Annotated in this window: 23 protein-coding genes and 2 pseudogenes; 12 read left to right on the top strand and 13 right to left on the bottom strand. The window is 66.8% G+C overall.

What is annotated here, in order from left to right:
- Positions 1 to 111: 111 nt before the first annotated feature.
- The 3 genes from ACFE77_RS05060 to ACFE77_RS05050 all read left to right on the top strand — a co-directional run bounded on the left by ACFE77_RS05060 (position 112) and on the right by ACFE77_RS05050 (position 1,743).
- Positions 112 to 1,161 carry an LLM class flavin-dependent oxidoreductase gene (locus ACFE77_RS05060; RefSeq protein ID WP_375420537.1) on the top strand — a complete coding sequence of 350 codons (1,050 nt, stop codon included), beginning with the start codon at positions 112 to 114 and terminating at the stop codon, positions 1,159 to 1,161.
- Positions 1,162 to 1,224: 63 nt separating this feature from the next.
- Positions 1,225 to 1,410, top strand: coding sequence for a helix-hairpin-helix domain-containing protein (locus ACFE77_RS05055; protein ID WP_375420536.1), 186 nt, complete (start codon positions 1,225 to 1,227; stop codon positions 1,408 to 1,410).
- A 51-nt stretch (positions 1,411 to 1,461) separates the two neighbouring features.
- Positions 1,462 to 1,743, top strand: a complete 282-nt coding sequence (locus tag ACFE77_RS05050) for a UvrB/UvrC motif-containing protein (protein ID WP_375420535.1) — start codon at positions 1,462 to 1,464, stop codon at positions 1,741 to 1,743.
- 116 nt (positions 1,744 to 1,859) lie between these two features.
- Here ACFE77_RS05050 and ACFE77_RS05045 read toward each other — a convergent pair whose 3' ends face one another.
- The 6 genes and pseudogenes from ACFE77_RS05045 to ACFE77_RS05020 form a co-directional block, all read right to left on the bottom strand.
- The gene (locus ACFE77_RS05045) at positions 1,860 to 2,012 is read right to left on the bottom strand and encodes a hypothetical protein (RefSeq protein ID WP_375420534.1); all 153 of its coding nucleotides are present in this window, start codon (positions 2,010 to 2,012) and stop codon (positions 1,860 to 1,862) included.
- Between the two features lie 115 nt (positions 2,013 to 2,127).
- Positions 2,128 to 2,912, bottom strand: a pseudogene (locus ACFE77_RS05040) (SDR family oxidoreductase).
- Between the two features lie 65 nt (positions 2,913 to 2,977).
- Positions 2,978 to 4,336: an erythromycin esterase family protein gene (locus tag ACFE77_RS05035; RefSeq protein WP_375420533.1), complete on the bottom strand. Its 1,359-nt coding sequence runs from the start codon at positions 4,334 to 4,336 to the stop codon at positions 2,978 to 2,980.
- Positions 4,337 to 4,429: 93 nt separating this feature from the next.
- Positions 4,430 to 5,458 (bottom strand): glycosyltransferase family 2 protein, encoded by a 1,029-nt coding sequence (locus tag ACFE77_RS05030; protein WP_375420532.1) that lies wholly within the window; start codon positions 5,456 to 5,458, stop codon positions 4,430 to 4,432.
- A 115-nt stretch (positions 5,459 to 5,573) separates the two neighbouring features.
- Positions 5,574 to 7,637 carry a family 1 glycosylhydrolase gene (locus ACFE77_RS05025; protein ID WP_375420531.1) on the bottom strand — a complete coding sequence of 688 codons (2,064 nt, stop codon included), beginning with the start codon at positions 7,635 to 7,637 and terminating at the stop codon, positions 5,574 to 5,576.
- Positions 7,638 to 7,821: 184 nt separating this feature from the next.
- Positions 7,822 to 8,493, bottom strand: coding sequence for a hypothetical protein (locus ACFE77_RS05020; protein ID WP_375420530.1), 672 nt, complete (start codon positions 8,491 to 8,493; stop codon positions 7,822 to 7,824).
- A 202-nt stretch (positions 8,494 to 8,695) separates the two neighbouring features.
- Here ACFE77_RS05020 and ACFE77_RS05015 point away from each other — a divergent pair, with 202 nt between their 5' ends.
- The 3 genes from ACFE77_RS05015 to ACFE77_RS05005 are packed head-to-tail and all read left to right on the top strand — an operon-like array spanning position 8,696 to position 12,040.
- Entirely contained in the window at positions 8,696 to 10,969 is a 2,274-nt protein-coding gene (locus tag ACFE77_RS05015; RefSeq protein ID WP_375420529.1) for an ATP-grasp domain-containing protein, read from the top strand.
- Positions 10,950 to 11,606, top strand: coding sequence for a hypothetical protein (locus ACFE77_RS05010; RefSeq protein ID WP_375420528.1), 657 nt, complete (start codon positions 10,950 to 10,952; stop codon positions 11,604 to 11,606). Before ACFE77_RS05015 ends, ACFE77_RS05010 begins: the two co-directional genes overlap by 20 nt.
- Positions 11,561 to 12,040, top strand: coding sequence for a GNAT family N-acetyltransferase (locus tag ACFE77_RS05005; RefSeq protein WP_375420527.1), 480 nt, complete (start codon positions 11,561 to 11,563; stop codon positions 12,038 to 12,040). Before ACFE77_RS05010 ends, ACFE77_RS05005 begins: the two co-directional genes overlap by 46 nt.
- 16 nt (positions 12,041 to 12,056) lie before the next feature.
- Here the strand turns inward: ACFE77_RS05005 and ACFE77_RS05000 are convergent, their stop codons facing one another.
- Complete coding sequence (locus ACFE77_RS05000; RefSeq protein WP_375420526.1) at positions 12,057 to 12,338, bottom strand: NADH dehydrogenase ubiquinone Fe-S protein 4; 282 nt, start codon at positions 12,336 to 12,338, stop codon at positions 12,057 to 12,059.
- Positions 12,339 to 12,718: 380 nt separating this feature from the next.
- Here ACFE77_RS05000 and ACFE77_RS04995 point away from each other — a divergent pair.
- Together ACFE77_RS04995 and ACFE77_RS04990 are read left to right on the top strand one after the other, a co-directional pair.
- Positions 12,719 to 13,021: pseudogene (locus ACFE77_RS04995) on the top strand (Crp/Fnr family transcriptional regulator); the annotation flags it as partial.
- A gap of 127 nt (positions 13,022 to 13,148) precedes the next feature.
- Positions 13,149 to 13,463: a Crp/Fnr family transcriptional regulator gene (locus tag ACFE77_RS04990; protein WP_375420525.1), complete on the top strand. Its 315-nt coding sequence runs from the start codon at positions 13,149 to 13,151 to the stop codon at positions 13,461 to 13,463.
- Positions 13,464 to 13,538: 75 nt separating this feature from the next.
- Here the strand turns inward: ACFE77_RS04990 and ACFE77_RS04985 are convergent, their stop codons facing one another.
- Positions 13,539 to 15,638, bottom strand: a complete 2,100-nt coding sequence (locus tag ACFE77_RS04985) for a prolyl oligopeptidase family serine peptidase (protein ID WP_375420524.1) — start codon at positions 15,636 to 15,638, stop codon at positions 13,539 to 13,541.
- A gap of 244 nt (positions 15,639 to 15,882) precedes the next feature.
- Between ACFE77_RS04985 and ACFE77_RS04980 the strand changes: the two genes are divergently transcribed.
- From ACFE77_RS04980 to ACFE77_RS04970, 3 genes are read left to right on the top strand one after another with little or no spacing between them, the layout of a single operon-like run.
- Positions 15,883 to 17,352, top strand: coding sequence for a beta-galactosidase (locus tag ACFE77_RS04980; RefSeq protein WP_375420523.1), 1,470 nt, complete (start codon positions 15,883 to 15,885; stop codon positions 17,350 to 17,352).
- Positions 17,279 to 18,346, top strand: a complete 1,068-nt coding sequence (locus ACFE77_RS04975; protein ID WP_375420522.1) for a hypothetical protein — start codon at positions 17,279 to 17,281, stop codon at positions 18,344 to 18,346. The genes ACFE77_RS04980 and ACFE77_RS04975 overlap by 74 nt, the downstream gene beginning before the upstream one ends.
- 35 nt (positions 18,347 to 18,381) lie before the next feature.
- On the top strand, positions 18,382 to 20,859 hold the full coding sequence (locus ACFE77_RS04970) for a glycoside hydrolase N-terminal domain-containing protein (protein ID WP_375420521.1): 2,478 nt from the start codon (positions 18,382 to 18,384) through the stop codon (positions 20,857 to 20,859).
- 67 nt (positions 20,860 to 20,926) lie between these two features.
- Here the strand turns inward: ACFE77_RS04970 and ACFE77_RS04965 are convergent, their stop codons facing one another.
- From ACFE77_RS04965 to ACFE77_RS04950, 4 genes are all read right to left on the bottom strand, one after another.
- A complete protein-coding gene (locus tag ACFE77_RS04965; RefSeq protein WP_375420520.1) occupies positions 20,927 to 21,658 on the bottom strand; it encodes an SDR family oxidoreductase in 732 nt (243 codons plus the stop codon).
- A 21-nt stretch (positions 21,659 to 21,679) separates the two neighbouring features.
- Positions 21,680 to 22,699, bottom strand: a complete 1,020-nt coding sequence (locus ACFE77_RS04960) for an aldo/keto reductase (protein WP_375420519.1) — start codon at positions 22,697 to 22,699, stop codon at positions 21,680 to 21,682.
- A complete protein-coding gene (locus tag ACFE77_RS04955; protein WP_375420518.1) occupies positions 22,696 to 23,049 on the bottom strand; it encodes an L-rhamnose mutarotase in 354 nt (117 codons plus the stop codon). The genes ACFE77_RS04960 and ACFE77_RS04955 overlap by 4 nt, the downstream gene beginning before the upstream one ends.
- 94 nt (positions 23,050 to 23,143) lie before the next feature.
- Entirely contained in the window at positions 23,144 to 23,542 is a 399-nt protein-coding gene (locus ACFE77_RS04950; RefSeq protein WP_375420517.1) for a DUF3597 family protein, read from the bottom strand.
- A gap of 135 nt (positions 23,543 to 23,677) precedes the next feature.
- On the opposite strand from ACFE77_RS04950, the gene ACFE77_RS04945 reads away from it, so the two are divergent.
- Positions 23,678 to 24,265, top strand: a complete 588-nt coding sequence (locus ACFE77_RS04945; protein WP_375420516.1) for a DUF4142 domain-containing protein — start codon at positions 23,678 to 23,680, stop codon at positions 24,263 to 24,265.
- A gap of 35 nt (positions 24,266 to 24,300) precedes the next feature.
- Here ACFE77_RS04945 and ACFE77_RS04940 read toward each other — a convergent pair whose 3' ends face one another.
- Positions 24,301 to 25,077 carry an SDR family NAD(P)-dependent oxidoreductase gene (locus ACFE77_RS04940; RefSeq protein ID WP_375420515.1) on the bottom strand — a complete coding sequence of 259 codons (777 nt, stop codon included), beginning with the start codon at positions 25,075 to 25,077 and terminating at the stop codon, positions 24,301 to 24,303.
- Between the last annotated feature and the right edge of the window lie 100 nt (positions 25,078 to 25,177).

The raw sequence follows: 25,177 nt of genomic DNA, 5'->3' as shown, positions 1-25,177 counted from the left end.
TCGCAACAGGTCGGGCGCCTAGGGCTGAAACGGTGAAGTTCCGCCCCTGCGTCTTGCACCTGCATGACTGGCGGCCACCTATTGAGCGTAAGCAAGCAGGATTTTACCCCCATGAAGAAGATCGGCTTTTTGTCCTTCGGCCATTGGTCCGACGCTCGCGGCTCCGCGACGCGCTCGGCGTCAGATGTCCTGCTACAGTCGATCGACCTTGCCGTGGCTGCGGAGGAATTGGGCGCGGATGGTGCGTATTTCCGCGTTCATCACTTCGCGCAGCAGCTCGCATCCCCGTTCCCGCTGCTTGCTGCGGTCGGCGCACGCACGAAGACCATCGAGATCGGTACGGGCGTCATCGACATGCGCTACGAGAACCCGGCCTATATGGTCGAGGATGCGGGCTCGGCCGATCTGATCAGCCGGGGGCGACTGCAACTCGGCATCAGCCGTGGTTCGCCCGAGCAGGTGATCGAGGGGTGGCGACACTTCGGCTATGCGCCCGCACCGGGGGAGAGCGACGCCGACATGGGTCGCCGACATGCCGAACGATTTCTCGACCTGCTGGAGGGCAAGGGGTTCGCGCGACCCAATCCGCGTCCGATGTTTCCGAACCCGCCAGGATTGCTGCGAATCGAACCGCATGCGGAGGGCCTCAGGGAGCGCATCTGGTGGGGTTCCGCGTCGAACGCCACAGCCGTCTGGGCGGCGCAGATGGGCATGAACCTGCAGAGCTCGACGCTGAAGGCCGATGAAACGGGCGAACCGTTCCACGTCCAGCAAGCCCGGCAAATCCGCGCGTATCGCGAGGCGTGGGCGGCGGCCGGACATGATCGTCGCCCACGCGTTTCGGTATCGCGCTCGATCTTCGCACTGATCAACGACATGGATCGCGCCTATTTCGGGCGTGGCGACGATAGTGATCAGATCGGCATCATCGACGAGATGCGCGCCGTGTTCGGGCGCTCCTACGCTGCCGAGCCCGATCGACTGATCGATCAGCTACGGGCCGACGAGGCGATCGCGGAAGCCGATACCTTGCTCCTCACCGTTCCGAACCAGCTCGGCGTGGACTATAATGCGCACGTGATCGAGAGCATCCTCAAGCACGTCGCGCCTGCGCTCGGTTGGCGCGACGATCCCGGCGGGGCGATTGCAACCGCGGCTTGATGAAGACGGTTTGCGGGAAATGCTCAGGATGACCACTGCGCAGCGGTGTTTACGGAGACGCGAATGATCGACTTGAATGCCGCCACCGCCGAGCAATTGGATGCTGTTCCCCAGCTGAAAGGACATGGCTTTGAGATCGTCCGATATCGCGAAGAGCGCGGTCGGTTCGACGCCCTGCGCCAGCTCGACGAAGTGCCTGGACTCACGGGTAAGTGGGACGGTGCCGAGACCGAGATCGGTCTGGGCTGACGGGCGAGCACGACCTCTTCGTCGTTTCCTGCGCTCACGCGTTGAAGCTTGATGGCCAAGAGCATCGAGACCTTGCACCGAGAGATGGAAGCCGCGGTTCAGGCGCTGGATTTCGAGACGGCATCCCGGTGCCGTGACAAGATCAACCTGATGCGCGGCGGCGCTACCGCGACCGAAGCCGATCGCGCCGATGCGTCGGATCTCGTCCGGCAGCAGCCGGGTGCGATGGGGTTGGGGACCAGTCAGCAACGGGTGATCCCACCGGCCGGATGGCAGCCGCCGCCGAAGCCCGATCCGATGACGTCCGGTCGGTCGAAGCGGGGGCGGAGATGAGCACAGGTCGAAGATGCGCTCCCGCGCTCGCGGCAGGTCTCGGAACGTAAATCGTAACCTTGATAAGCTCGCCATCCGCGTGCGCCCGCAGGTTCGCGCGACTGCGGCGCCGGCGATCAGCGCCCGGTAGTCTCCGGAACGCCGTCTGGCTGCCGTTTGTCGCCATAATATTGCAACGTGCCGACGATCATCACGGCAAGGATCCCGGCCACGAGAAGCGCCAGCACGACGGTCATGAACTTGCGATTTCCGGTCTTCGGGTCGTTCACCGCCAGCACTCCGAGCTCATTGTTCCGGCATTATGAAAGCGGACGTGGCGAGCGGAGTTCCTGAAATTCTAGTTGATCTGAGTTGCCCACCGCCGACCAACAGCAACGCCCTTCATCAGCCCATCAGCAACGACTCGCCGCCGTCGATCCAGACAGGCGTGCCGGTGATGTGCCGAGCCTGGTCCGACAACAGGAACAGCACGAGGTCCGCGACCTCGTCGGACGTTCCCGCCTCGTCGTCGGTCAGCGGTATCTTGCCTTCGGGAAACTCGACCGGCTCCTCGGCGGCTTCGGTGTTGCGGCGTTCGGTGTTGCTCTCGATCGCGGTGTCGATCTTGCCGGGGCAGACCACGTTGACGCGGATCCTGTGCTGGGCGAGTTCGAGCGCCTGCATCTTGCACATCGCGACCTGCGCGGCCTTGGTGCAGCTATAGGCGGTCGCCCCCGCGTTCGAAAAGATCCGGGTGCCGTTCACGCTCGCGGTGATGACGATGGCACCGCCGCCCTTCGCCTTCAGGTGGGGCACGCCATAGTGGAGGGTCAGGTAGGTCCCGCGCAGGTTGGTGGCCATGGTGCGATCCCATTCGTCGGGTGCGATCTCGTCGATGGGTGCCCACACGCCGTTGATCCCGGCATTCGCGAACAGGAAGTCGAGCCCGCCGAAGTCGCCGACGAGCTGGTCGATCGCGGATTTAACTCGGTCTCGTCACCGACATCGGCGACGAGGGGCAGCGCCCGTCCGCCCTTCGCCCGGATCTCCTCGGCGACCGCCTCGGCGTCGTCGGCGCCATGGGTCAGCACGCCGACCGCGCATCCCTCCGCAGCCAGGCGCAGCGCCGCTGCCTTGCCGATCCCCGATCCCGCGCCAGTGACGAGCGCGACCTTGCCCGCGAACCTCATGATGCAACCCTTCGACGGGCGTTTGCGGTGGCGCGGATAGCCATGGGTGGTCTCCTGATTGGCGGTCAAAGGCCGCTGGGGAAGGTGTCGTCCGCCGCCGTGCCGGCGGAATCGCGCGGGCCGCCTGCGCCGGCAAGTGACGTTACTGCGCTGGTATTGTCGAACCACGCGAACGCATCATATTGCGCCGCCAGGCTCGCCGGCGAGTAGTGGCTCCACCGCTCGGTATCGGGACGGTAGATGACACCGATATAGCGCTCCAGCCGCTGCTCCATCAGCGCGTCGCGAAGCGCGTCGTGTACGCCCTCGCGCAGGTCGAGCAGGAAGCGTTCGACGCCGCTGTCGTGTGCGAGGCGTTCGTAGCTGTCGGGGCGCGACGGATTGATCCGCTTGATCTGCATCGGCGCGTCCCAGTCGTCCGCGGCCGCCACCGTGCCCGCATGGGTGCCGAAGCCGATCAGGCACGCGGCATCGCCGTATCTCTCGCGCGCCAACTGGCCGAGGTTCAGTTCATCGCGGGATTCGCCCATGTCGGTGAAGCGCGCATCGCCGATATGGCTGTTATGCGCCCACACCACCGCCTTCGCGTGCGGCCCCTTGGCCTGCATCAGCAGGTCGAGCGTGTCGCACATGTGCTCGTCGCGCAGGTTCCAACTCGCCGCGGCGCCATGGTACATCGCGCGGTAATAGGCCTCCGCATTGGCGATCAGCCGGGCGTTCTGCACCGCGTCGAGGAAGTCGTCGCCGTCCGCCGCGGCATAGTCGCGCTGCCGGGCGAACAGGTCGCGTAGCGTTGCCACCACGCCCGCCTCGCAACGCGCATGACCTTCGCGCATCGCGATCCGGCCATAGACCGACGGATCCTCGCGCCACGGCTTCAGGCACCCGTAACGCTGGCGCGCGGTAGCGGCCGCATCCGGATCGACCGCCTCCAGATAGTCGATCACTGCGCGGATCGACGCATTGAGGCTGTACAGATCGAGCCCGTGGAAACTCACCCGCTGCGCCTGGTCGAGCGTGCCGTTATGGTCCCGCAGCCAGTGCACGAACGCGTCGAACTCGGCATTGCGCCACATCCATGTCGGGAAGCGCGAGAATGGCGCTTCCGCGGTTGGCCGCGCCGGCAGATGACGGACCTGACGATCGATCGTCGCCGCATCTGGCCAGTCGGCTTCGACGGCCACCATGTCGAAGCCGTGCTCCCGGATCAGATGACGGGTGATCGCGGCTCGGGCGCGGTAGAATTCGGACGTGCCGTGGCTCGCCTCGCCGAGCAGGACCAGGCGTGCGCCCGCGAACCGATCGAACATGCGGCCGAATGCGGGGTCGTCGAAATCCGGCAGCGGCTCCGCTGCGGCCGCGATCATCGCCGGGATGCCGGCATCGTCGACGGCATAGCCTTCGGGCTGCGGCAGTGCGGACATGACGATACTCCTGCTAGCCAACGACCGACGATCGGGCGAATACTTCTCCGCCGGCCCGATGCCTTGTGTGTCGAAGAGGCGTTTTCTCGAGCATCAGGACCGGAGATAGATCGGCAGCGCGGCCCTGATCCAATCGCGCGCTTCGGACGTCCACAAACCCGAGGGCGGCCGCCGCAGCATTGCCCTGAACACCGAGGGTTTCCCCGATTGAGCACCGACCGCGCGGCACGCCAGCAGCCAGAAATAGTCGCTGGCGAGCGCAAGCGACTCGGGGTCGAACACGCGCTGGCGGCGGTTCGCGTCGCGCAGCCGTTCGAGCCAGCCACGTGCCCAATCGAGATAGCCGGCATCCACGCCGGTTTTTGCTAGCGACGCTCGTCCGAGCATGACGTGACGCTCCAGATCGTGCCCGCTCGGCTCGATCCCCAATTGGGCAAGCATCGGTATGGCCAGCGCCATCCTGCGCTCCTCGATCTCCCGTCGTCTCAAGCGCACGCATTGATCGGGGTGGACGCGACGATCGACCAGTATCTGCGGCAGGTTCGCCAGTCTGTGGTCACGCTGCAGGCGCAAGAACATGTCGACGTCCTCGCAGCACGGATAGGCGGCGTCGTAGCCGTAGCGCGACAGGATGTCCGCGCGGCCCATGATCGACGATTGCTGGAATGCCGATCGGAACAACAGCCAGGCCTGGATCATGCTGGGGGTCAGCGGCGGCACCCGGACTCCCGACTTGCGCCGGCCATCGGCGTGCAACTTGCCGGCACAGCTGCCGACCATCGCGACTGCCGGGTTCCGCTCGAGGAACGTCACCTGTTCGGCGAGGCGGGTCGGGCGTGCGCGGTCGTCGCTGTCCAGCCAGGCGATATACCGCCCTCGCGCGGCGGACAGCGCGGTGTTGCGCGCCGCAGGTATGCCGCGGTTGTGGTCATGGCGAAGCACCCGCAGGCGTGGGTCGGTGAAGCTCCCGAGCAGGTCGATCGTGCGATCGGTCGACCCGTCGTCGACGACCACGACCTCGATATTGTCGAGTGTCTGCGACAGCGCGCTTCCGATCGCATCGGGAAGATAATGCGATCGATTGAAGGTCGGGATCAGAACCGAAACCAGCGGGCCTACCATGGAGGTCGTCCTAAACCCCTCAGTTAGGCCGAGCTTTGATCCATGCTGTCGGAACGACGATTGGCCGGCCCGGCATGTAGGTTCGCCAAGGAAAGGCGCTGCCCGTCGGCCGACGCTAGCCATCCGCCGCAGCGCTGAGCGTGACGATGCAGTCGCCCCCGCGCTCCTCCTCGCTCGATGCAAGGCGGGTCGCACGCCATTCGCGAACGAAGCGTTCGGCCATGCTTCCCGTCGAAGGCACATGCGAAAGGCGGTCGTTCGAGAAAGTGTCGACCGGCACGCCGAGCCTGATGACCGACTCGGGGTCGACGTCCGCGGCGGCCGCAAGGTTCACCGCGAACGCAGCCTGCGACACGCAATCATGCGGCACGAAGCTGACCGTCCCTGTCGCGCCATCGACGAGCAGGTCCAGCATGCCGTCGATCAGCGTCGGACCATAGCATCCCGTCCAGCGTACATCCTCGCGCGCGCGCACCGGTTCGCCCGCATGCAGGGCAGCCAGCAGGCGGACCGGCCATGCATCGTCGTCAACAGCGGTGAAGATCGACCCCACCCTGGCGACGAGCAGCCCGGTCGATTCGCGGGCTTCTGGTGCATGATCAGCGATCAGGCGCGCACCGGGTATCGACAGGCTGGAGCAGGCGCGTGCGACGTGATCCACCTTCGCCTGCGGACCGGTTCGCACGTCGAGAACGGCGCAAGGTCTAGCGTCCAGTATCGCCGCCTCGTGGAGCTCGTGGCCGATCCGGTGCGGCAATCCCCTCTGCTCGCAGGCGAGGGCGGCAAGCATCGCGAGCGGCCCCGCATCGCCGAGGATCAGGATCGGTCGTGGCGCAGCACGGTCGTGCATGCCGAGCCGCGGCGACTGGCGATCGGCACACCACCAACCCCGCGTTTCGAGACCGGGTCCGCCAGGAACACGGCCGCTGCTGAGGTCCTTCAGCACACTCACCATCAACGTCGGCCGGGGCTGGTCGTGGCGCACGTCGAACACGCCGGTCTCGTAATGGCCCGCCGAACGGGTCACCATCTGGTTCCAATCAAAGGCGCCGAGCAGCGACCACGCCGTGACCGCGCGTACGTCCACGCCCTCCGACCGCAGGTCATTCGCGATCCGCCATGCATCGATGAACCAGCGCGCCTGATCCTGGCGGTGCGACCCGAGATGGGATTCGGTGATCGCGACCGGCAGGCCATAGCGCTGCCACGTCTGCTCGATCAGCCCGCGCAGGCCGACGACCCGCTCGGGAACGGCGCGGATCGCATCGACATCGACATGGTCGATGTCGCCGCAGCGCCCGATCTCGCGATCCGCCGCGGCACGATCGCCGTGCAGCGCGACCCGGTGATCGAGCAGGCGCTCGCTCGACAGATAATGGTTGATGCCGATCACGTCGGGCGGACAGGGATCGTCGGCGATCGCGCGCAGCCGTTCGCCGAAGCCGAACGACGCCAGCCGCTGCCACAGCGCATGGCCGGGTACGACCATGCCGCACAGCAGGTCCCACCCCATCCAGCGGCGCTCGTTCTGGAAATCGGCCTCGTGCTGCAACGGCGGGGTGGCGTGGCAATAGCCGATATCGTCGGTCTGGATCAGCCGAGCCGCGGGGTTGACCCGGCGGATCTCCTTCATCGCCAGCCGCGTGGCATCGATCTCGTTGAGCAGCGCGCGCCAGAACAGACCTTCGTCGCGGGTGTGCGGATACCAGAAGCCATACAGCGCACTGAAGCGCGCGGTCGTCAGCGGCTCGTTGACCGGCGTGTAGTCGCGCATCCAGGGATAGCGGCGCGCGACGGCGGCGGCATGGCTTGCGAGGCCCGGCGCGAAACCACCGTCGATCAGCGAGGTGTAGTGCGGCCCGCTGCCGTGGTGGCAGAGCGTCGCGATCGGGTTCATGCCGAGCCGGCGGATTTCCTTCAGCCGTTCGTCGGTCCAGTCGAAATCGCGCGCGTTGGGGTCGCGCGGCGCGATCCGCTCCCACAACACCGGATAGCGCAGGGACCGGATGCCCAGATCGGCGAACAGGCGAAGATCGTCGATACGGTGCTGATGGCCGTTGCGTATCGTCTGATCATACCAGTGATTGCCGACCCTGTTGACCGTGCATTCATGACCGCCCCAGAGTTCCAGCTCGCTGGACGGGGCTCTCGCATGAATTATCTCAGCATCGCGAAACACCGCGCACTCCCTGCCGTTGCATCGCAGTCCAACCACGTGACGCCGATAATGTTGCGACGGCAGAGTGCTTTTCAATCCATGTTATACGGTTAGTAGCAGCCTCTGTTATTTAGGTTAATCATCGCGCGCTTTGTCGATCACGCGGCCGCGGGTGATGAATACTCGCCACCATCAGTAAGCAATATCACGAAGTGGCGACGGCCGCGTCGGCCTGAGCCCAGATCGCGGGCGCCGCTGCACGGCCGGTAGGCGGGAACGGAATGTTGCGGCGGAACTCGTCCGAGAACACGCCGTCGACGCGGATGCTGAATGACAGCCCGCCGCTCGCATCCGCCCCGTGGAACTGGTTGACCGTGTCGAACCACGCCGCGTGCGACCCCACGGTACAGCGTTCGCCGGTCTCTGGATCCAGCATGTAGAAGGGCTTGCGGAGATTGGTCCGGAACCAGATGAATTCGTGGCACAACTCCGCGCTGTCGTGATCGCGGTGCGCCGACACCGCGCGGCCGCTGCCGTCGTACATGATGATCATCCGCCCGGTCGCGGCGAAGGGCAGCGTCGCGATGATCGCCATCAACGGCGCGAACTCGGCCGCGTCGGGTGTCGGCTCCCACAGATTCGTCTGGTCGAGATCGTAATAATTGTCGGGTTCGCGCGACCGCGACAGATACACCATCTGCGATCCGGGCAGGGTCGGCGCTTGCGCATCGAGCAGGAACGGCCCGGTGTAGAAGGCTCGGTCTGCGGCCTTCGCCACCCGCTGCGACAGCCGATCGGTCATGAACCCGTCCAGCGCCACGAGCCGATCGACATCGATATAGGCGTCGAGATTCTTGTAGCACGGGTAGTACACCATGAGGCTCACTCACTCGGAAAACAGATGTTGGCGGGAGCGCCGAGAGAGACACTCGTGTTTTATAAAAAAACGCTTTGCTATGATCCTTGTTAATGGGTCGACCAAAACTTATGCCTAATGCCCTCACCTCTGATTACGCACTTCGGCCCGATGTTTTCCATCATCGGGTAGAGTAACCTCGTGCCTGTTCTTGTGGTATGTTATGAAAATCTATGTGAGCGGGCTCTACAGTGGCGGTAATCCTCAGCCTGGCGTCGGGATCATACGATCGCTGCGCCAGGGCTTCCCGGACGCCACGCTGATCGGGGTCGAATATTCCAACCGCGTCTCGGGCATTCACTGGCAGGACATCGACGCGCTCTGGATCGAGCGCCCCTGGGCGGAGCTCGATCTCGACCGCTACGGCGCCAAGGTCGTCGCCGCGCTCGACGCGGGCGGGCTGTGGATCTCGGGAAGTGACCTGGAGGCGCTGTGGCTCGCGGATCTGCTGCCGGACGGCCACCCCAATCTGCTCGCGCCGCCGATGGCCGCGTTGAAGCGGATCACCAAACCGACCGTCGAAGCCGCCAGCGGTCTGCCGATCACCATCCCGCCCTATATCTCCACCGCGCACAGCGACTGGGATCTTCACGCCTTCTGCCGCGAACATGATTGGCGGGTGTGGCTGAAGGGACCGTATTATGATGCGTCGCGCACGCCGACCTGGGACAGCTTCGAAGCCGTCCGCAGCGCGCTGAAGAAAGTGTGGTCGACCGAGAAGCTGTTCCTCCAGGCGCATGTCGGCGGTTACGAGGAATCGGTGATGCTGAGCGCCTATCGCGGCGAGCTTCTCGGCGCGGTGAGCATGCGTAAACGCGACATCACACCCGAGGGCAAGACCTGGGCCGGCGACGTGTCCGACGTGCCGCCCGCCTTCCTCGATCCGCTCCGCGCGATGGTCCGCGATCTGAACTGGACCGGCGGCGGCGAACTCGAGATGGTTCGCGACGCCGCCGGGCAGCTGTCGCTGATCGAGATGAACCCCCGCTTCCCCGCCTGGGTCCACGGTGCGACGATCGCCGGACACAATCTGCCGGCGCTGCTGGTCGCGCGCGCGACCGGCGTGCAGCCGGTGGCGACCGCCGCTGCCTCGACAGAATTCACGCGCGTCGTGCTCGAAGTGCCGGTGCGCGACGATTATCCGCTGCCGCCGCTGGCCGAGCCGCTGGCGGGCAGGGTCGGCCATTCGATGAAGCATCCGTCGGGGCTGACCTCGCTTGCCCAGCGGCTGCATGCGATCGATCCGGACATGCTCGACGTCGCGCTCGAGGCGGACGGTGGCGATGCGCCCGACGGCTTTCCACAGATCCCCGCGTCGTTCGTCGCCGACATCGACAGCTATGCTGCCGACGCGCTCCAGACGCCGCAATTCCTGTTCATGGAATCCACCGCGTCGGCGCTGTTCGCGCAGGCGGGGGAACGATCGCGGCGGCTGGGGAACGACGCGATCGAGGTCATCAGCGGCTATTCGATCAAGACCAACCCCGACAAACGCCTGGTCAAGCTGGCGCTCGACAACGGCTTCTATGCCGAGGCGATCAGCCTCGCCGAGGTGCAGACCGCGCTGGAGGTCGGCTTCCGGCCGGATCAGGTCATCCTCAACGGACCGGGCAAATGGTGGCCGGAGGGGATGATGCCGCGCGAACCGCTGCACGCGGTGTTCTGCGACAGCGTTGCCGATCTCGACCGCGTGGTCGCGGCGATCGCGGCGGGCGAGATGGCGGCGAAGCATGTCGGGATCCGCATCCGGCCGCCGCACATCGTCTCGCGTTTCGGCATCCCGCTCGACAGCCCCACCACCTTCGGCAAGCTGATCCAGGCGGTGAAGCGCCTGCCGCGCGACACCAGGTTCGCGGTCCATTTCCACATGGCGAGCGCGAACGTCGGCGTCGCGCAATGGTGGCATTTGTTCGAATCGGTGCTGAAATGGTGCCGCGCGATCGAGACACTGGGTGGTCGCACGATCGAGATGCTCGACATGGGCGGCGGCTGGTTCCCCGACGATTGGCATGCAGACGAGACCGCCAAATTCGACCACGCGATCGCCACCGTCCGCGCGATGCTGCCGAGCGTGCGCCAGATCGCGTCCGAACCCGGCAAGGCGATGGCGCAGCCGTCGATGGCGCTCGCCATGCGCATCCTCGAGATCCAGGAACATGAGGAAGGCTATGTCGAGGCGGTGGTCGATGCGTCGATTGCGGAGCTGCCGATGTATTTCTTCTACCCGCACCGCATGGTGCGCAAATGCGGCACCACCGGCGCGCTGACGCCGCTCGGCCGCGGCAAGACCCACCTTATGGGCCGGCTGTGCATGGAGCACGACATCGTCGCCGCCAACGTCGCGCTGCCCGAAGGCACGCGCGCGGGCGACCTGCTGATCTTCTGCGACGCCGGCGGTTACGACAGGAGCATGTCCTATGTATTTGGCCGAGGCTAAACCGACCGTCGATGTCGTCGAACTGCCTGAGGTGGACGCTCCGGCGCCGCCGGGCGGCGCGTGGCAGGACTTCCCGAACAGTCACCTGGCACATCACGGCGAGGCATGTTGCGACATTGCCCGCGAATGGCTGATCGCGATGGACTTCGCGCAGCTCAGCGGTGGCGACGTGCTGACCGGGCCGCGCTGGATCCGCGAGAAGCAGGAATGGGGGCCGTCGCCTTGGCCGATCACCTGGTGCCAGGCGGTCGGGCGCAGGATCGTCGATTGCGGCGTCCATGCCGCGCTCGCCCAGGCAGCGTTCGAGGCACGCGGCGTTCGCGCCTTTCGTGCGCAGTTCGTGCAGCGGTACAGCGTCGACGCGGCCGAGCAATGGCGGCTCAAATGGGGTGCCGAGCAGGTGTCCGACCATTGGATCGACGGCGACCGCATCTATCACGAGGGCAATGCCGTGCTGGTCGGCGCCGACGAGGTGAAGCTGTGGGACGGCAGCGCCGGCTGGTGGATCAACCCGCGTCAGGCTGCCGGCTATGGCAGCGTCGCCGCGCTTCGAATCACCGCCGACGCTGCTGACTTCGCCGATGGCGTGGATTGGGGCGGGCGCCGCATACCGCTCAACCGCTGGACGGCGGTTTGATCGGATCGCACCCTCGCCTAATCGTTCCCGAGGTCCCGCGAGCCGAAGACTACGACGCGATCCTGGCAGGTCTGGCCGCGCATAATCGAGACCATGCGGGCCGAGCGATCGCCGGCCCGCTTGCGGTGCTGATCGTGGACGCGGACGGCGCGACGATCGGCGGGCTGTGGGGCAGGACGAGCTTCGACTGGCTGCAGATCGAGCTGCTGTTCGTGCCCGCCGCGCTGCGTGGGCAAGCGATGGGGCGCGGGCTGATGGCCGAAGCCGAACGCATCGCGGTCACCCGCGGATGCCATGGCGCGTGGCTGGACACGTTCAGCTTCCAGGCGCGGGGCTTCTACGAGGCGCTGGGCTACGACCTCCTCGCGACGTTGCCGGACCATCCCCGGGGCGAAGCGCGGCATTTCCTTCGCAAGTTGCTGCCGCCCGCCTAGTCGGCGGCCAGCCTTCTCAACGGAAATTGTCGGCGTAGCTTTGCAGGATCAGCCGATGCGGGGTCGGCGGGATGATCTCGAAATCATGGCCTTCGCGCTGACAATAAGCCACCGCTTCTTCCAGGCTGTCGCACAGGATCTGCACCTGCGACGCGGTCTCCGCACCGCCGGCCCAGCCGGTGAGCGGATCCGCATGCTGGGGCCGGGTGTTGTCGAACTGAACCACGAAGCCCGGCCGCTCCCGTTGCAGGATCGGACTGCCCAGGCATGGCCGCTGGAAGATCAGTACGCGCGCCATCGCATGCTCCTTTCGTCCCGGTCGATCAGTAGATCTGCAAGCCGGTCACGACCTGGTGGATGATCGTTCCCAGCAACGAGGCCATGATCGCTGCGAAGGCGATGTCGTGTCTGCGTATCCTGCGCACGCTAGGTTCCTCCCGTGTCGAGCCGACCGGAAGTGAGATACGGCACATGCACTCCGCCGTGATATAATGGAAATCAAACTGCCGTATTTATCGTGCAATAGATCGACGGGTCCGGACGGATCCTGGGCGTGATCTCGTAAAGCCAGACATATGTTAGTGTGAGGTGCAACCACACGCTTATAGTTATCGCTCGCTGGCGGTTGGGGCGTAGACGCTGCGAGGATCGTGCTTTCGCCTCTACGAAAGCCTGAAGATGAGCAGCTTTTCCCCACTCAATTTGCTGGTTCGCAAGCTGAACAATCATGTCGCGCTCGATGACGAAGACCAAGCATCGCTGATCGCGCTGCCCCATGTGGTTCGGGAACTCAGTCCTGCCTCGTACATCGTCAGGGAGGGCGAAGCCCCGTCCGGCTGCGCGATCCTGCTCGACGGTTTCGCCTTTCGTCAGAAACTGGCCGCAGACGGTGGACGACAGATCCTCTCGGTCCAGATTCCGGGCGATGCGCTGGACATGGAGCATCTGTTCCTGGACTGCGCCGACCATAATGTTCAGGCGCTAACGCGGGTCCGCATCGCGGTGGTTCCTCGTTCCGCCGTGCGCTCGCTCGCCATGCAGCGGCCGACCATCGCGACTGCTTTCGCGGTGAACAATCAGGTCGAGGCAGCGATCACGCGAATGGCTGTTGAACGTCGGTCGCCGCGACGCGCGGACACGGCTCGCGCACCTGCTCTGCGAGGTGGCGACCCGCCTGCAGGGCCAGGACCTCGTCAACGATTATGGCTACGAATTACCGATGACGCAGGAGCAGCTGGCCGACGCGACCGCGCTCACCAACGTGCACGTGAACCGGACGCTCAAGTCGCTCGAGGACGAGGGGCTGATCAAACGCGACCGACGCGCAATCCGCTTCCCCAACTGGCAAGCGCTGAAGGCCGCCGCCGGCTTCGACCCGCTCTACCTCCACCTCGGCCAACAGTCCGCGGCAGGGCTCGGCTGAGGCAGGCCGGCACCCGGCATCGAGGCAAGCTAAGGCCGGGTGCCGTCAGCCCATCGCGCGCCGCTTACCCGCCGATCATTCCGCAGCAGCCGCCACCCCGGCCGGCCGACTGCGATAGCGGTCGAACCAGGCGAGAATGGCGGACGCCTTCGCCGCCGATTGAGACGGGCGAGCGGTAAAGCCGCCGTGGCTGGCGCCGGGCACCTTCACCAGCGCGGTCGGCACGCCGCGGATCTGGAGCGCGGCGTAATATTGTTCCGACTCGCTAACCGGCGTTCGATAATCGTCGCTGCCGACCACGACCAGGGTCGGTGTCTTGACGTTGCCGACGAGGCTGAGCGGCGATCGCTGCCAATAGCTCATCGGGTCTTCCCAGGGCAGCTTGGCGAACCAGTATCGTGACGTGAACAGCGTGTTGTCCATCGTCAGCGCCTCGCTGACCCAGTTGATCACCGGCTTCTGCGTCGCCGCGGCCTTGAACCGATCGGTCTTGCCGACGATCCAGGCGGTGAGCACGCCGCCGCCCGATCCACCGGTGACGAACAGATTGCCCGGATCCGCGGTGCCGTCGGCGATCGCCGCATCGACCGCGGCGATCAGGTCGTCATAGTCGGCCGACGGATACGCCTTGTCGATGAGGTTCGCGAACTCGGCGCCATAGGAGGTGGATCCGCGTGGGTTGGTCCACAACACGGCATAGCCGGCGGCAGCGTAGAGCTGGACGTCGGTCGCGAAGCTGGGGCCATAGGCGCTGTTCGGGCCGCCGTGGATCTCCAGGATCAGTGGCACCCGGCTACCCGGCGTCCGCCCCGGCGGGGTCGCCAGCCACGCGTCGATCGGCCGACCGTCGGGCGCGGTCACCGCGATCTTGCGCACCGGCGCGAGCGCCTTGGCATCGGTCATCACCGCGTTGAGCCTGGTCAGCCGGCGCGGCTTGCCGCCGCTCCAGACCCACACATCGGCCGGCGCGCCGGCATCGCCGCCGGTATAGGCGATGGTGCCGTTCTTCGAGACCGAGAACTCGCCGCCGGTATAAGGCCGGTCGAGCCCGCCACCTTCGACATTGTCGATCAGCGGTGTCGTGCGGCCGTCGAGCGCAACGCGGGCGATCCGGCGCGCGCCGCGATCGTCATAGCTGGCGTAGAGGCTGCGCCCATCCGCCGCCCAGATCGCATCCTCGATCCCGCGATCGAGCGCGCCGGTGAGGGATCGTGGGCTGCCCGCGTCGCGATCGCCGACGTAGAGCTGCGCATTCTCGTAGCTGCGACGCTTGTCGTCGAAGCCGAGCCAGGCGATGCGCGCGCCATCGGGCGACACGCGCGGCTGACCGTCGGGGCCGTCGCGCGTGGTGAGCGTGCGCATCGCGGCGGTCGCCACGTCGACCGCGATCACGTCGGAATTCATCACCTGCCGCTCGGCCTCCGGGCCCCGGATCGCGGCGAAGACGATCGCGCGGCCATCGGGCGTCCACGACAGCGGTCCGCCGTCATCGAAGGCGCCGAACGTCAATTGCCGCGCGGCGCCGCCATCCGCGCCGACCACGAACAGGTGGTCGCGCCCGGGCTTCACGTAACCGGGGCCGTCGTTGCGGTAGTTGACCCGGTCGATGACCGTCAGCGGCTCGGCCCATTTCGCGCCCTCGGGCTTGGCGGGCGCCTTGCCCAGCGTCGTCGCTTCGCCCGGTGTCGTGGCGACATAGGCGAGGCGGCTGCCGTCGGGCGACCAGGCTAGCGCCTGCGGGTCGCCGGGCAAGCCCGTCACCCGCGTGCTCGCGCCGGTCGCGACCCAGCGGACGAACAGCTGCGATCCGTCGCCGTCGCTCGCCGAATAAGCGATCCGCGTGCCGTCCGGCGACCAGCGAGGGCTGGAGCCTTGCGTCGCGAACGGCGACTGCCGACCGCTCGCCACGTCGATCAGCCACAGCGACGATTGCATCCGATCGGTCATCACGTCGCCGCTGCGACGGACATAGACGATCGTGCGCCCGTCGGGGCTGATCTGCGGATCCGCGGCGATCGACAGCCCGAACAGATCCGCACCGGTAAAGGTGCGAACCGGCGCCTCCGGCGGCGCGGCATTGGGCTGCTCCTGCGCGGACAGTGGCGAAGCGGCGAGTAGCAGGACGGCGAGAGTGAGGCGCAAGCGTGGATCCTTCGATAGGCTCGCCGCGATCATGCCCGATCGGCCCCGCAGCGCAACACCGGCTTACGGTTGAAGTAGTGCTCGCTAGCCGATCGGAACGATGATGTGCGTTCACTTATAAAAACCACTTTGCAAAGGCGAAACCGCTCGGTATTCAGAAGGCATAATATGACGGGAGAGCGCGCGATCGAGGAAGAAGGCTCTGCCGTCTTCGATCCCGCCTGATCTAGTTGGCTCGCGCCTGCTTCCCGAACGCGATGCCAGGGGGAGCATGCAGATGATCGTCAGGACCTTCATTATAGCGGCCATCGCGCTCCTCGGCAGCGCGGCGGCGGCGCAGACGGTGTTGCGGGTGGATGCATCGGCGCCGGTGCCGGCGGTCGTCGACGGTTACCTGAAGACCGGCACCAGCATCGGGCCGGGCGGCACGCTCGCGATCAACAACCGCTACATCACGCGCGATGGCCGGGCGTGGATACCGGTGATGGGCGAGTTCCATTTCAGCCGCTATCCCGCCGCGGAGTGGGAAGACGAACTGCTGAAGATGAAGGCCTCGGGGGTCGAGGTCGTCGCCAGCTACGTCATCTGGAACCAGCTCGAAACTGCGCCCGGCAAGCTCGACTGGACCGACAACCGGGATATCCGCCGCTTCGTGCAGCTCTGTGCCAAGCACGGGCTGCTGTTCTTCGCGCGGCCAGGGCCGTGGGTGCACGGAGAGACGCGGTTCGGCGGCATTCCCGACTGGGTGGGCGCGCGCACCCGGACCCGCACCAACGATCCTCTGTACATGGCGGAGGTCGCGCGATTCTGGGGCGAACTCGGCGGTCAACTGCAAGGGCTGATGTGGAAGGATGGCGGGCCGATCATCGGCGTCCAGCTCGAAAACGAATATGTCCACACCGGCAAGGGCCGCGGCGCCGAGCATATCGCCGCACTGCGCGCGCTGGCGGTGCGTTCGGGGATGGACGTGCCGCTCTATACCGTCACCGGCTGGGGCCGCGCCGCCTATCCGCGCGGCGAAGTGGCGCCGGTGGTCGGCGCCTATCCCGACGAGCCTTGGGGCATTTCGCCCACCAAGTCGCCGCCGGTCGAAGGTTTCATGTTCCGCTTCGGTAGCCGCGTCGACGGCACGCTCGGCGCCCAGGCGGTCGGTGCCGGCACCGGGGTGGCGGATATCGACAAGGATCTCGACCTCACGCCCTTCCTCGGCGCGGAATATGGCCCGGGCGTACCGATCATGTACCGCCGCCGCCCGATCATCGCGCCCGACGACATCGGCGCGACGGTGACGACGCAGATCGGCTCGGGGCTCAACCTGCTCGGCTATTACATGTATCACGGTGGGCGGAACCCGCTGATCGCCGGGCGCACGCTGGAGGAGACGACGCGCAGCGGCGGCTTCAACGACATGCCGATCATCTCCTATGATTTCCAGTCGCCGCTCGGCGTCTATGGCGAAGTCGGGCCCGTCAGCGGGACGATCCGGCCGCTTCACTATTTCCTGACCGCGTTCGGCGACCGGCTGGCGCCGATGACGGTGCGGCGGCCCGCCTTGGTGCCGACCGCGATTGACGATCTCGTCACGCCGCGGCTCGCGGTGCGTAGTGCGGGCGACAGCGGGTTCCTGTTCGTCAACAACCATGTCCGCCAGCACGAGATGGCGGCAGCGGCGCGTGCAGTTCGAGGTCGCGCTGCCGGGCGGGACGCTGCGCTTTCCGTCCCGGCCGGTCGACATCGCCGACCATGATTATCTGATGTGGCCGTTCGGCTTCGACCTCAACGGCATCCGCCTGTCCTGGGCGAGCGCGCAGCCGGTCACCCGGTTGCAGGATGTGCAGGGGCCGCTCTACGTGTTCAAGGCGACCGGCGGCATCGCACCCGAATTCGCGTTCGAGGCGGCAGATATCGAGCGGCTGTCGGCCCCGGCGCGGCGCGACGGCGACCGCCTGATCGTCGATGCGTTCAAGCCGTCGGCGCGGCGGCTGCTGACGGTGCGCGCGAAGAACGGCCGGACGGCGCGCATCATGCTGCTGTCCGATGCCGATGCGAAGCGCGCCTGGGTCGGCGACATCGCAGGCACGCGACGGATGGTACTGACCGATGCCGCGCTGTTCACCAGTGGCGACACCCTCGTCCTGCGCCAGCGCGACAAGACCGCATTCCGCTTCGCGATCTGGCCGGCGGTGACGGGCCTGAAGGGCAGCGTCCCCCTGCGCGGCATCGGCGATGGCTCCTCGGCCTATGAAGCACGCACCCCGTCGGGCGCGCTGCCCGTGATCCGGCCGGTCAAGGCGCGCGATGCGGAAGACGCGCCCCCGGTCCGGACGGTCGGGTCGCCGCCGGTGGCGCTCGCGCCGGTGCCCGAAGCCTATGGCGCATCGGCCGCCTGGACCTTCACCCTGCCCCCGGCGGTGCTGGACGGCGGCGCCGATACCTGGCTGAAGATCGACAATCGCGGCGATGTCGCGCGACTGTTCCACGACGACGACCTGCTCGACGACGCCTTTTGGGACGGGCGCCGGTGGAACATCGCGCTGAAGCGCTTCGCCGCCGATCTCGGCAAGCCGTGGACGCTGACGATCATGCCGCTGCGCGGCGATGCGCCGATCTATCTGGCCGAGGGAGTCAAGCGGCCGCCGCCCGGCGAGCAGGTGGCGGCACTCGACGGCATCACGCTGGAGCGGGAATATGAAGTTCGGGTGGCGCTGCCCGCCGCCCCGTCCCCGCGCGGCCCTCGCTGACCCATACCACCCGCCAACCGCAAGGAACGACGACCATGACAGGCAAAGTGACCCGGCGTGCAGTGATCGCGGGCGGATCGGCGATCGCCACCGCGAGCCTGCTGCCGCTCGATGCGCTGGCGGCGGCGGCCGCGCCGCCCGCACCGAAGGCGGACGAATTGTGGTTCACCGAGCCCGCCCGGCGCTGGGTCGATGCGCTGCCGGTCGGCAACGGCCGGCTCGGCGCGATGGTATTCGGTGCGATCAAGACTGAACGGCTGGCGCTCAACGAAGATACCCTGTGGAGCGGCCAGCCGCGCGACGGCAACAATCCGAAGGCGCCCGCGGTGCTGCCCAAAGTGCGCGAGCAGATCTTCGCCGGCCACTATGCGCGTGCCGACAAGACCCTCCACCAGATGCAGGGGCCGTATTCGGAGAGTTTCGAACCGATGGCCGACCTGCGGCTGGCGTTCGATCATGAAGACAGCGCCAACGGGTATCGCCGCTCGCTCGATCTCGACGCCGCGACCGCCCTGGTCTCGTACAGCATCGGCGACATCGACTATCGGCGTGAGATATTCGCCTCCTTCCCCGACAATGTCGTGCTGGTGCGGTTGACCGCCAGCCGCCCCGGCGCGCTCACCCTGTCGGTCGGGCTCGATACCCCGTTGCGCGGCTCGACCAGGGCCGCCGGACAACGGCTGGTGCTGACCGGCAAGGCGCCGACCGCGACCGAGCCGAATTACGTCAATTCGCCCGATCCGGTGCGCTATTCCGACACGATCGGCAAAGGCATGCACTTCGCCACCGTCGCCGACGTTACCGCGAAGGGCGGGACGGTCGTGGCGGCTGGCGACCGCCTGCGCATCGAGGGCGCGAGCGAGGTGCTGATCCTGATCGCCGGCGCCACCGGCTTTCGCGATCATCTCCGCGCGCCCGACCGGCCCCTCGCTGAGATCGTCGCCACCGCGGTACGGACGCTCGACGCCGCGCGCGGCAAGCCGGTCGATGCGATGCGTGCCGCGCATCTCGAGGATCATCGCCGCCTGTATCGGCGGGTCACGTTGGCGCTGGGCGACGGCCCCTCGCCGCTGCCGACCGACCTTTGGCTCGACGCGCACCGCAAGAAGGCCGATCCGGCGCTCGCCGCCTTGCTCTTCGATTTCGGGCGCTATCTGCTGATCGCCAGCTCGCGGCCGGGGTCGCAGCCGGCCAATCTGCAAGGCATCTGGAACGGTGACGTCCGGCCGCCATGGAGCTCCAACTACACCACCAACATCAACGCCCAGATGAATTACTGGCCCGCCGAGAGTTGCAATCTCGCCGAGCTTCACGAACCGTTCCTGCAATTCATCGAACAACTCGCCGAACGGGGGAGCCACACCGCGCGGGTCAATTACGGGCTTCCCGGCTGGTGCGTGCACCACAATACCGATCTGTGGCGGATGACCTGGCCGGTCGGCGACGGCAGCGGCGCCCCGACCTGGGCCAATTTCGCGCTCGCCGGGCCGTGGCTGATGCAGCATGTGTGGGAGCATTACCGCTTCGATCCGAACCGCGAGTTCCTCGCGACGCGCGCCTATCCGCTGCTGAAGAGCTGCGCGGAATTCTGCGAAGGCTGGCTGGTGCGTCATCCCAGGACCGGGCTGATGACGACCGCGCCGTCGGAATCGACCGAGAACGCCTTCTTCATGCCGACCGGTGACGGCACCGCCGAGAGCAGCGCGGGCTGCACGATGGACATCGCGATGATCCGCGAGTTGTTCACCAACACCATCGCCGCCGCCAAAATCTTGAAGGTCGACGACGCCTTCGCCGCACGGCTCGCGACGCTGCTGACCAAGATGCCGCCGTACAAGATCGGCAGCTTCGGCCAGTTGCAGGAATGGGCGGAGGACTTCAAGGAGATGGAGCCGCAGCAGCGCCATCTGTCGCCGCTCTACGCGGCCTTTCCCGGTGACGAGATCACTCCGCGGCGGATGCGAAAATTCGCCATTGGGGTCGCGCGGTCGTTGCAGCGCCGCGAGGAGTTCGGCAGCGGCAACACCGGCTGGAGCGCGTCCTGGGGCCTCGCCATCTGGGCGCGGCTCGGCAATCAGGACCGCGCGGCGCTCTCGATCGGCCGGCTGCTCAACAACGCCTCCTATCCGAACCTGCTCGGCGGCGGCGGCGGTGGCCCGTTCCAGATCGACGGCAATTTCGGCGCGACCGCCGGCATCGCCGAACTGCTCCTGCACAGCCACGAGGGCGAAGTGTCGCTGATCCCGACGCTGCCGACCGGCTGGACGAAGGGCAGCTATACTGGCCTGCGCGCGCGCGGCGGCGCGATCGTCGGCGCCACCTGGCAAGCCGGCGCCCTGACCCGCGCCACGATCACCCCGCGGGTCACCGGCCCGGTCACGATCCGCGTGCCCGAGGGCCAGCGCATCGCCGCGATCTGCCGGAACGGCCGCAAGGTCGCGTTCACGCCGAAGGATGGCGCCGTCGCCGCTACCCTAGCCGCCGGAAGCCGGCACGACATCGTGTTCGCTTGAACGCCGGTATTCTAACGCTGGAAAATCGCAACGCCCGATCCGTCGCCCCACCGAGGTGAGGCGGCGGTCAGGTCGTCCAGCCGCCGTCGATCACATGGGCCTGCCCGGTGGTGAAGCCCGATTCGCTAGATGCAAGGTAAAGCGCCAGTGCGGCGATCTCGTCGGCTTTGCCGACCCGACCCATCGGCTGGCGTGCGGTGAAGGCTTCCCATGCCGCGTCATGATCGCCCGTGGCGGCGAGCCGCGCGTGAAGCGAGGGGGTGTCGACGGTGCCGGGGCAGATCGCGTTGCAGCGGATGCCGCGCAGCGCGAAATCCGCGGCGATGGCCTTGGTCATGCCGATCACCGCCGCCTTGCTGGCGCCATAGGCGAAGCGGTTCGGCACGCCGGTGACCGAACTCGCGACCGATGACATGTTGACGATCACGCCGTCGCCGCGGTCGAGCATGCCCGGCAGCAGCGCGCGGGTCATGCGGTACATCGCGGTGACGTTGAGATCGAACGACAGCGCCCAGTCGCGCTCCTCGCAATCGAGGATGGTGCCGCTCGCGACATAGCCTGCGCAGTTGAACAGGATGTCGATCTCGCCGACCGCTTCGGCGCAGGCCGCGACCGCATCGCAATCGAGCATGTCGACCTGCCGAGTGCGGCACCCGTCGAGGGTTGCCAGTGCCGCCTCGTCGATGTCGGTCGCCCAGACATTCGCCCCTTCGGCAGCGAACAACAGCGCCGTGGCGCGGCCGATCCCCTGGCCGGCAGCGGTGATCAGCGCGGTTCGCCCGTGCAATCGTCCGGTCATCGATATCGTCTCCTTGGCAGGTCAGGCGGCGGGCACGGGCGCACCGGGGCGCAGCAATCCTTCGGCCTTCAGCGCCGCCCAGAAATCCCGCGGGATCGCGGTCCGATAAAGCCGCATCGTATCGGCGACCCGAGCCGGATCGCCGAGACCCGGGATGACGCTCGCGACCACCGGATGCGCCAGCGGGAACTGCAACGCCGCCGCCGCCAACGGCACATCGTGGCGCACGGCGACGGCTTCGATCGCCGCCACCCGCGCGATCACCGCAGCCGGCGCCGGTGCGTAGTCGTAATAGGGTGTCGGCCCCTTGGTGCCGGTAGCGAGGATGCCGCTGTTATACGGCCCCCCGATCACGATCGACGTGCCCGCCGCTGCGCACGCCGGCATCAGCCGATCCAACGCCCCTTGCTCCAGCAGGGTATAGCGCCCGGCGAGCAGAATCGCGTCGAGCCGGGTCTCGGCTATCACCTCGAGGCAGATATCGACCTCGTTGACGCCGATCCCGAACCCGCCGATCGCACCCCCGTCGCGAAGCTCCTCCAGCGCGCGGAGGCCGCCACCCGCAACTAATTGCCCGAACGTTCGATCATGATCGTCGCCATGCGTCAGCCGGCCGATATCGTGGACGTAGAGGATGTCGATGTGCGCCACCCCAAGCCGCTGCAGGCTTGCCTCCCAGGATCGCATGATCGATGCATGATCATAGGCGAACACCGGCGCGAACGGCATCGCCGATCGGAAGCCGTCGCGTTCGCGGTCGTCATGGACGCGGGGGTCGGGCGCGAGCAGGCGACCCACCTTGGTGGACACCAGCGCGCCGCTGTGCCGGATAGCATCGCCGACCCGACGTTCGCTCAGCCCGAAGCCGTAGAAGGGCGCGGTGTCGACATAGCCGATCCCGGCAGCGAGCGCGGCATCGACCGTCGCGCGCGCCGTCGCGTCGTCGACCGGCGCATAGAGGTTGCCGAGCCCCGCGGCACCGAAACCCAGTTCAGTTACCGACAAGCCGGTCCGACCAAGCGGTCGTGTCGCAAGCGTCATCTGCGCGTCGCGGTCTGTTCGTCGAGCGCGAAGATACGCGTCATCCCGACCCACTTCTCACCGGGCGCGGCATGCGGCAGCGGCTGTTGATAGCGCCCCATCTCCGCTTCCCAGCGATCGACAATCTCCCGCGCATCGGCGCTGCGCGCCCGCGGGAAATCGTCCGCGACCTCTGCGATCATCACACAATGATTACCGGTTCGCCAGATCTCCATGTCGACGAAGCCGGTCGCGACGATGTCGTCGACCACCGCGGACGGCGCTGCCCCTGGCGCATGACGCGCTTCATATTCCGCGATCAGCGCCGCGTCATCGACCAGGTCGAGCATGAAACAAAGACGGCGGCTCATCACACGGCTCCGGTGGACGCGCGATCGTAGCGCGCCCACCGACAGCTAACAACGTGTATCTATGAAAGAGCCATTCGCCTGTACGAGCAAGCCGTTAGTTGCGGAGGCTGTCCGGCACGACACCGCCATTTTCCGCGAGCTTGGCCATCACCGCCTTGTGCAGCGCGATGTTCTGCTCGGGCGTGCCATCGGCACCGGCATGTACACCCAGTTCGTCGGCCAGCTCCTTGCGAGCGGCCAGGCTGGAGTCGAGGTCGAGCAACTTCAACAAGTCGACGATCGACGTCTGGTAGTTCCCGCCGCCGCTCTTCATCGCGGCCATCTCGGTCAGGACGCCGCCGACATCGACCGCGGTTGGGGAGGGAGTCGGCGCGGCGGGTGGCGCGGGCGCTGCCGCGGCTGGAGCAGGCGATGTGGGAGCAGCAGTTGGCGTCGCGGCCTTCGCCTTCGGGTGATGGAAGATCTTGTCCATGATGTTGCCGAAGATACCCATACGCCTGCTCCTGATGATCGCGCGGTGGTGTGCGCCCGGCTCTAACGTCGGCGCTCTGCGAAGGGTCCCGGGCCGCGGTGGAACGCCCGGCGCGGACGACACGTTATCAGCCGGTCAAACAGGAGACCGACCGTCATGACTCGAACCAAGATTTTCCAGGCGACGACCTTGTCACTCGGCCTCGTACTCGCCGCCTGCGGCCCGAAGGCGACGACGACCAACACCGTCGACACCACCGCGTCGACCACCAACGACACGATGATGACGAACGACACCGCGATGACCACGGCGCCGTCGCCGACCAGCGCGCAGGGCTTCGCCAACGCCGCCGCCGCCAGCGACGCGTTCGAGATCGAATCGTCTAAGCTCGCCGCCACGAAGGCGAGCTCGGCCAAGGTGAAGGCGTTCGCCGCGCAGATGATCGCCGCGCACACCAAATCGACCGCCAAGCTGAAGGCGACCGCGGCGACGCTCTCGCCCGCGATCACCCCCGATCCTACTCTGGCTCCCGATCAGCAGGCGATGCTCGATTCGCTGAAGGCGGTCGAGGGCACTGCGTTCGACACCACCTACGCGACCAACCAGGCCGCCGCGCACCAGTCGACGCTCGACAAGCTGAAGGCCTATGCCGCGACCGGCGAGGAACCGAAGTTCAAGGAGATCGCGACCGGGCTGATCCCGACCGTCACCGCGCATCTGAACATGGCGAAGGGCCTAAAGTAAGAAAACCCGGCGCCCGGTTCACGCCGGGCGCCGGATTACCCCTCGCGCACCACCGCGAACGGGCCGAACGCTTGCTGCATCGGCATGATCTCGATGCTGTTGACGTTGACGTGCGGCGGCTGGCGCAGGATCCAGATCACGGTGTCGGCGATATCGTCCGCCGATAGCGGCTTCATACCAGCATAGACCTTATCCGCCGCCGCCTGATCGCCGTCGAAGCGCACGACTGAGAATTCGGTGTCGCACATCCCCGGTTCGATCGACGTCACGCGCACCCCGGTGCCGACGACATCCGCGCGCAGGTTCAGCGAGAATTGCCGCACGAACGACTTGGTCGCGCCATAGATGTTGCCGCCCGGATAGGGATAGTTGGCGGCGACCGAGGCCATGTTGACGATGTCGCCGCGCCCGCGCGCGACCATCCCCGGCAGCACCGCGTGGACGAGCTCGGTCACCGCGGAGATGTTCGTGGTGATCATCTGCCGCCACTGCGCAATCTTCGCAGTCTGCGCGCTCGCCATGCCGAGCGCGAGGCCGGCATTGTTGAACAGCGTATCGATCTCGGCATACGCCGCCGGCAGCCCGGCGACCGCCGCGCCGATCGCATCGAGATCGGTGAGGTCGAGCCGCAGCGGCAGCAGGCGATCGTCGCCCAGTTCCTCGGCCAAGGCCGCCAGGCGATCCTCGCGCCGGCCGACCGCGATCACCCGCCCGCCGCCGGCGTGGATCTGCCGCGCCACCGACGCGCCGAAGCCCGAGGTCGCACCGGTCACCAGCGCGACCCGGCCGGCCGCCCAATCGTTCGTCGTCATGCTATCGCTGCCTTTCGTCGTGTGTGGGGCTGGTCTCCCCGACTCTTCGCGTCACCCCGCCTCGGCGCGGACGACGACGGAGAGCGCGTCCAAGACCAAC

The sequence above is a fragment of the uncultured Sphingomonas sp. genome, from assembly GCF_964243315.1.
Classification (GTDB): domain Bacteria; phylum Pseudomonadota; class Alphaproteobacteria; order Sphingomonadales; family Sphingomonadaceae; genus Sphingomonas.
This window is presented reverse-complemented; position numbering and strand designations above follow the sequence as displayed.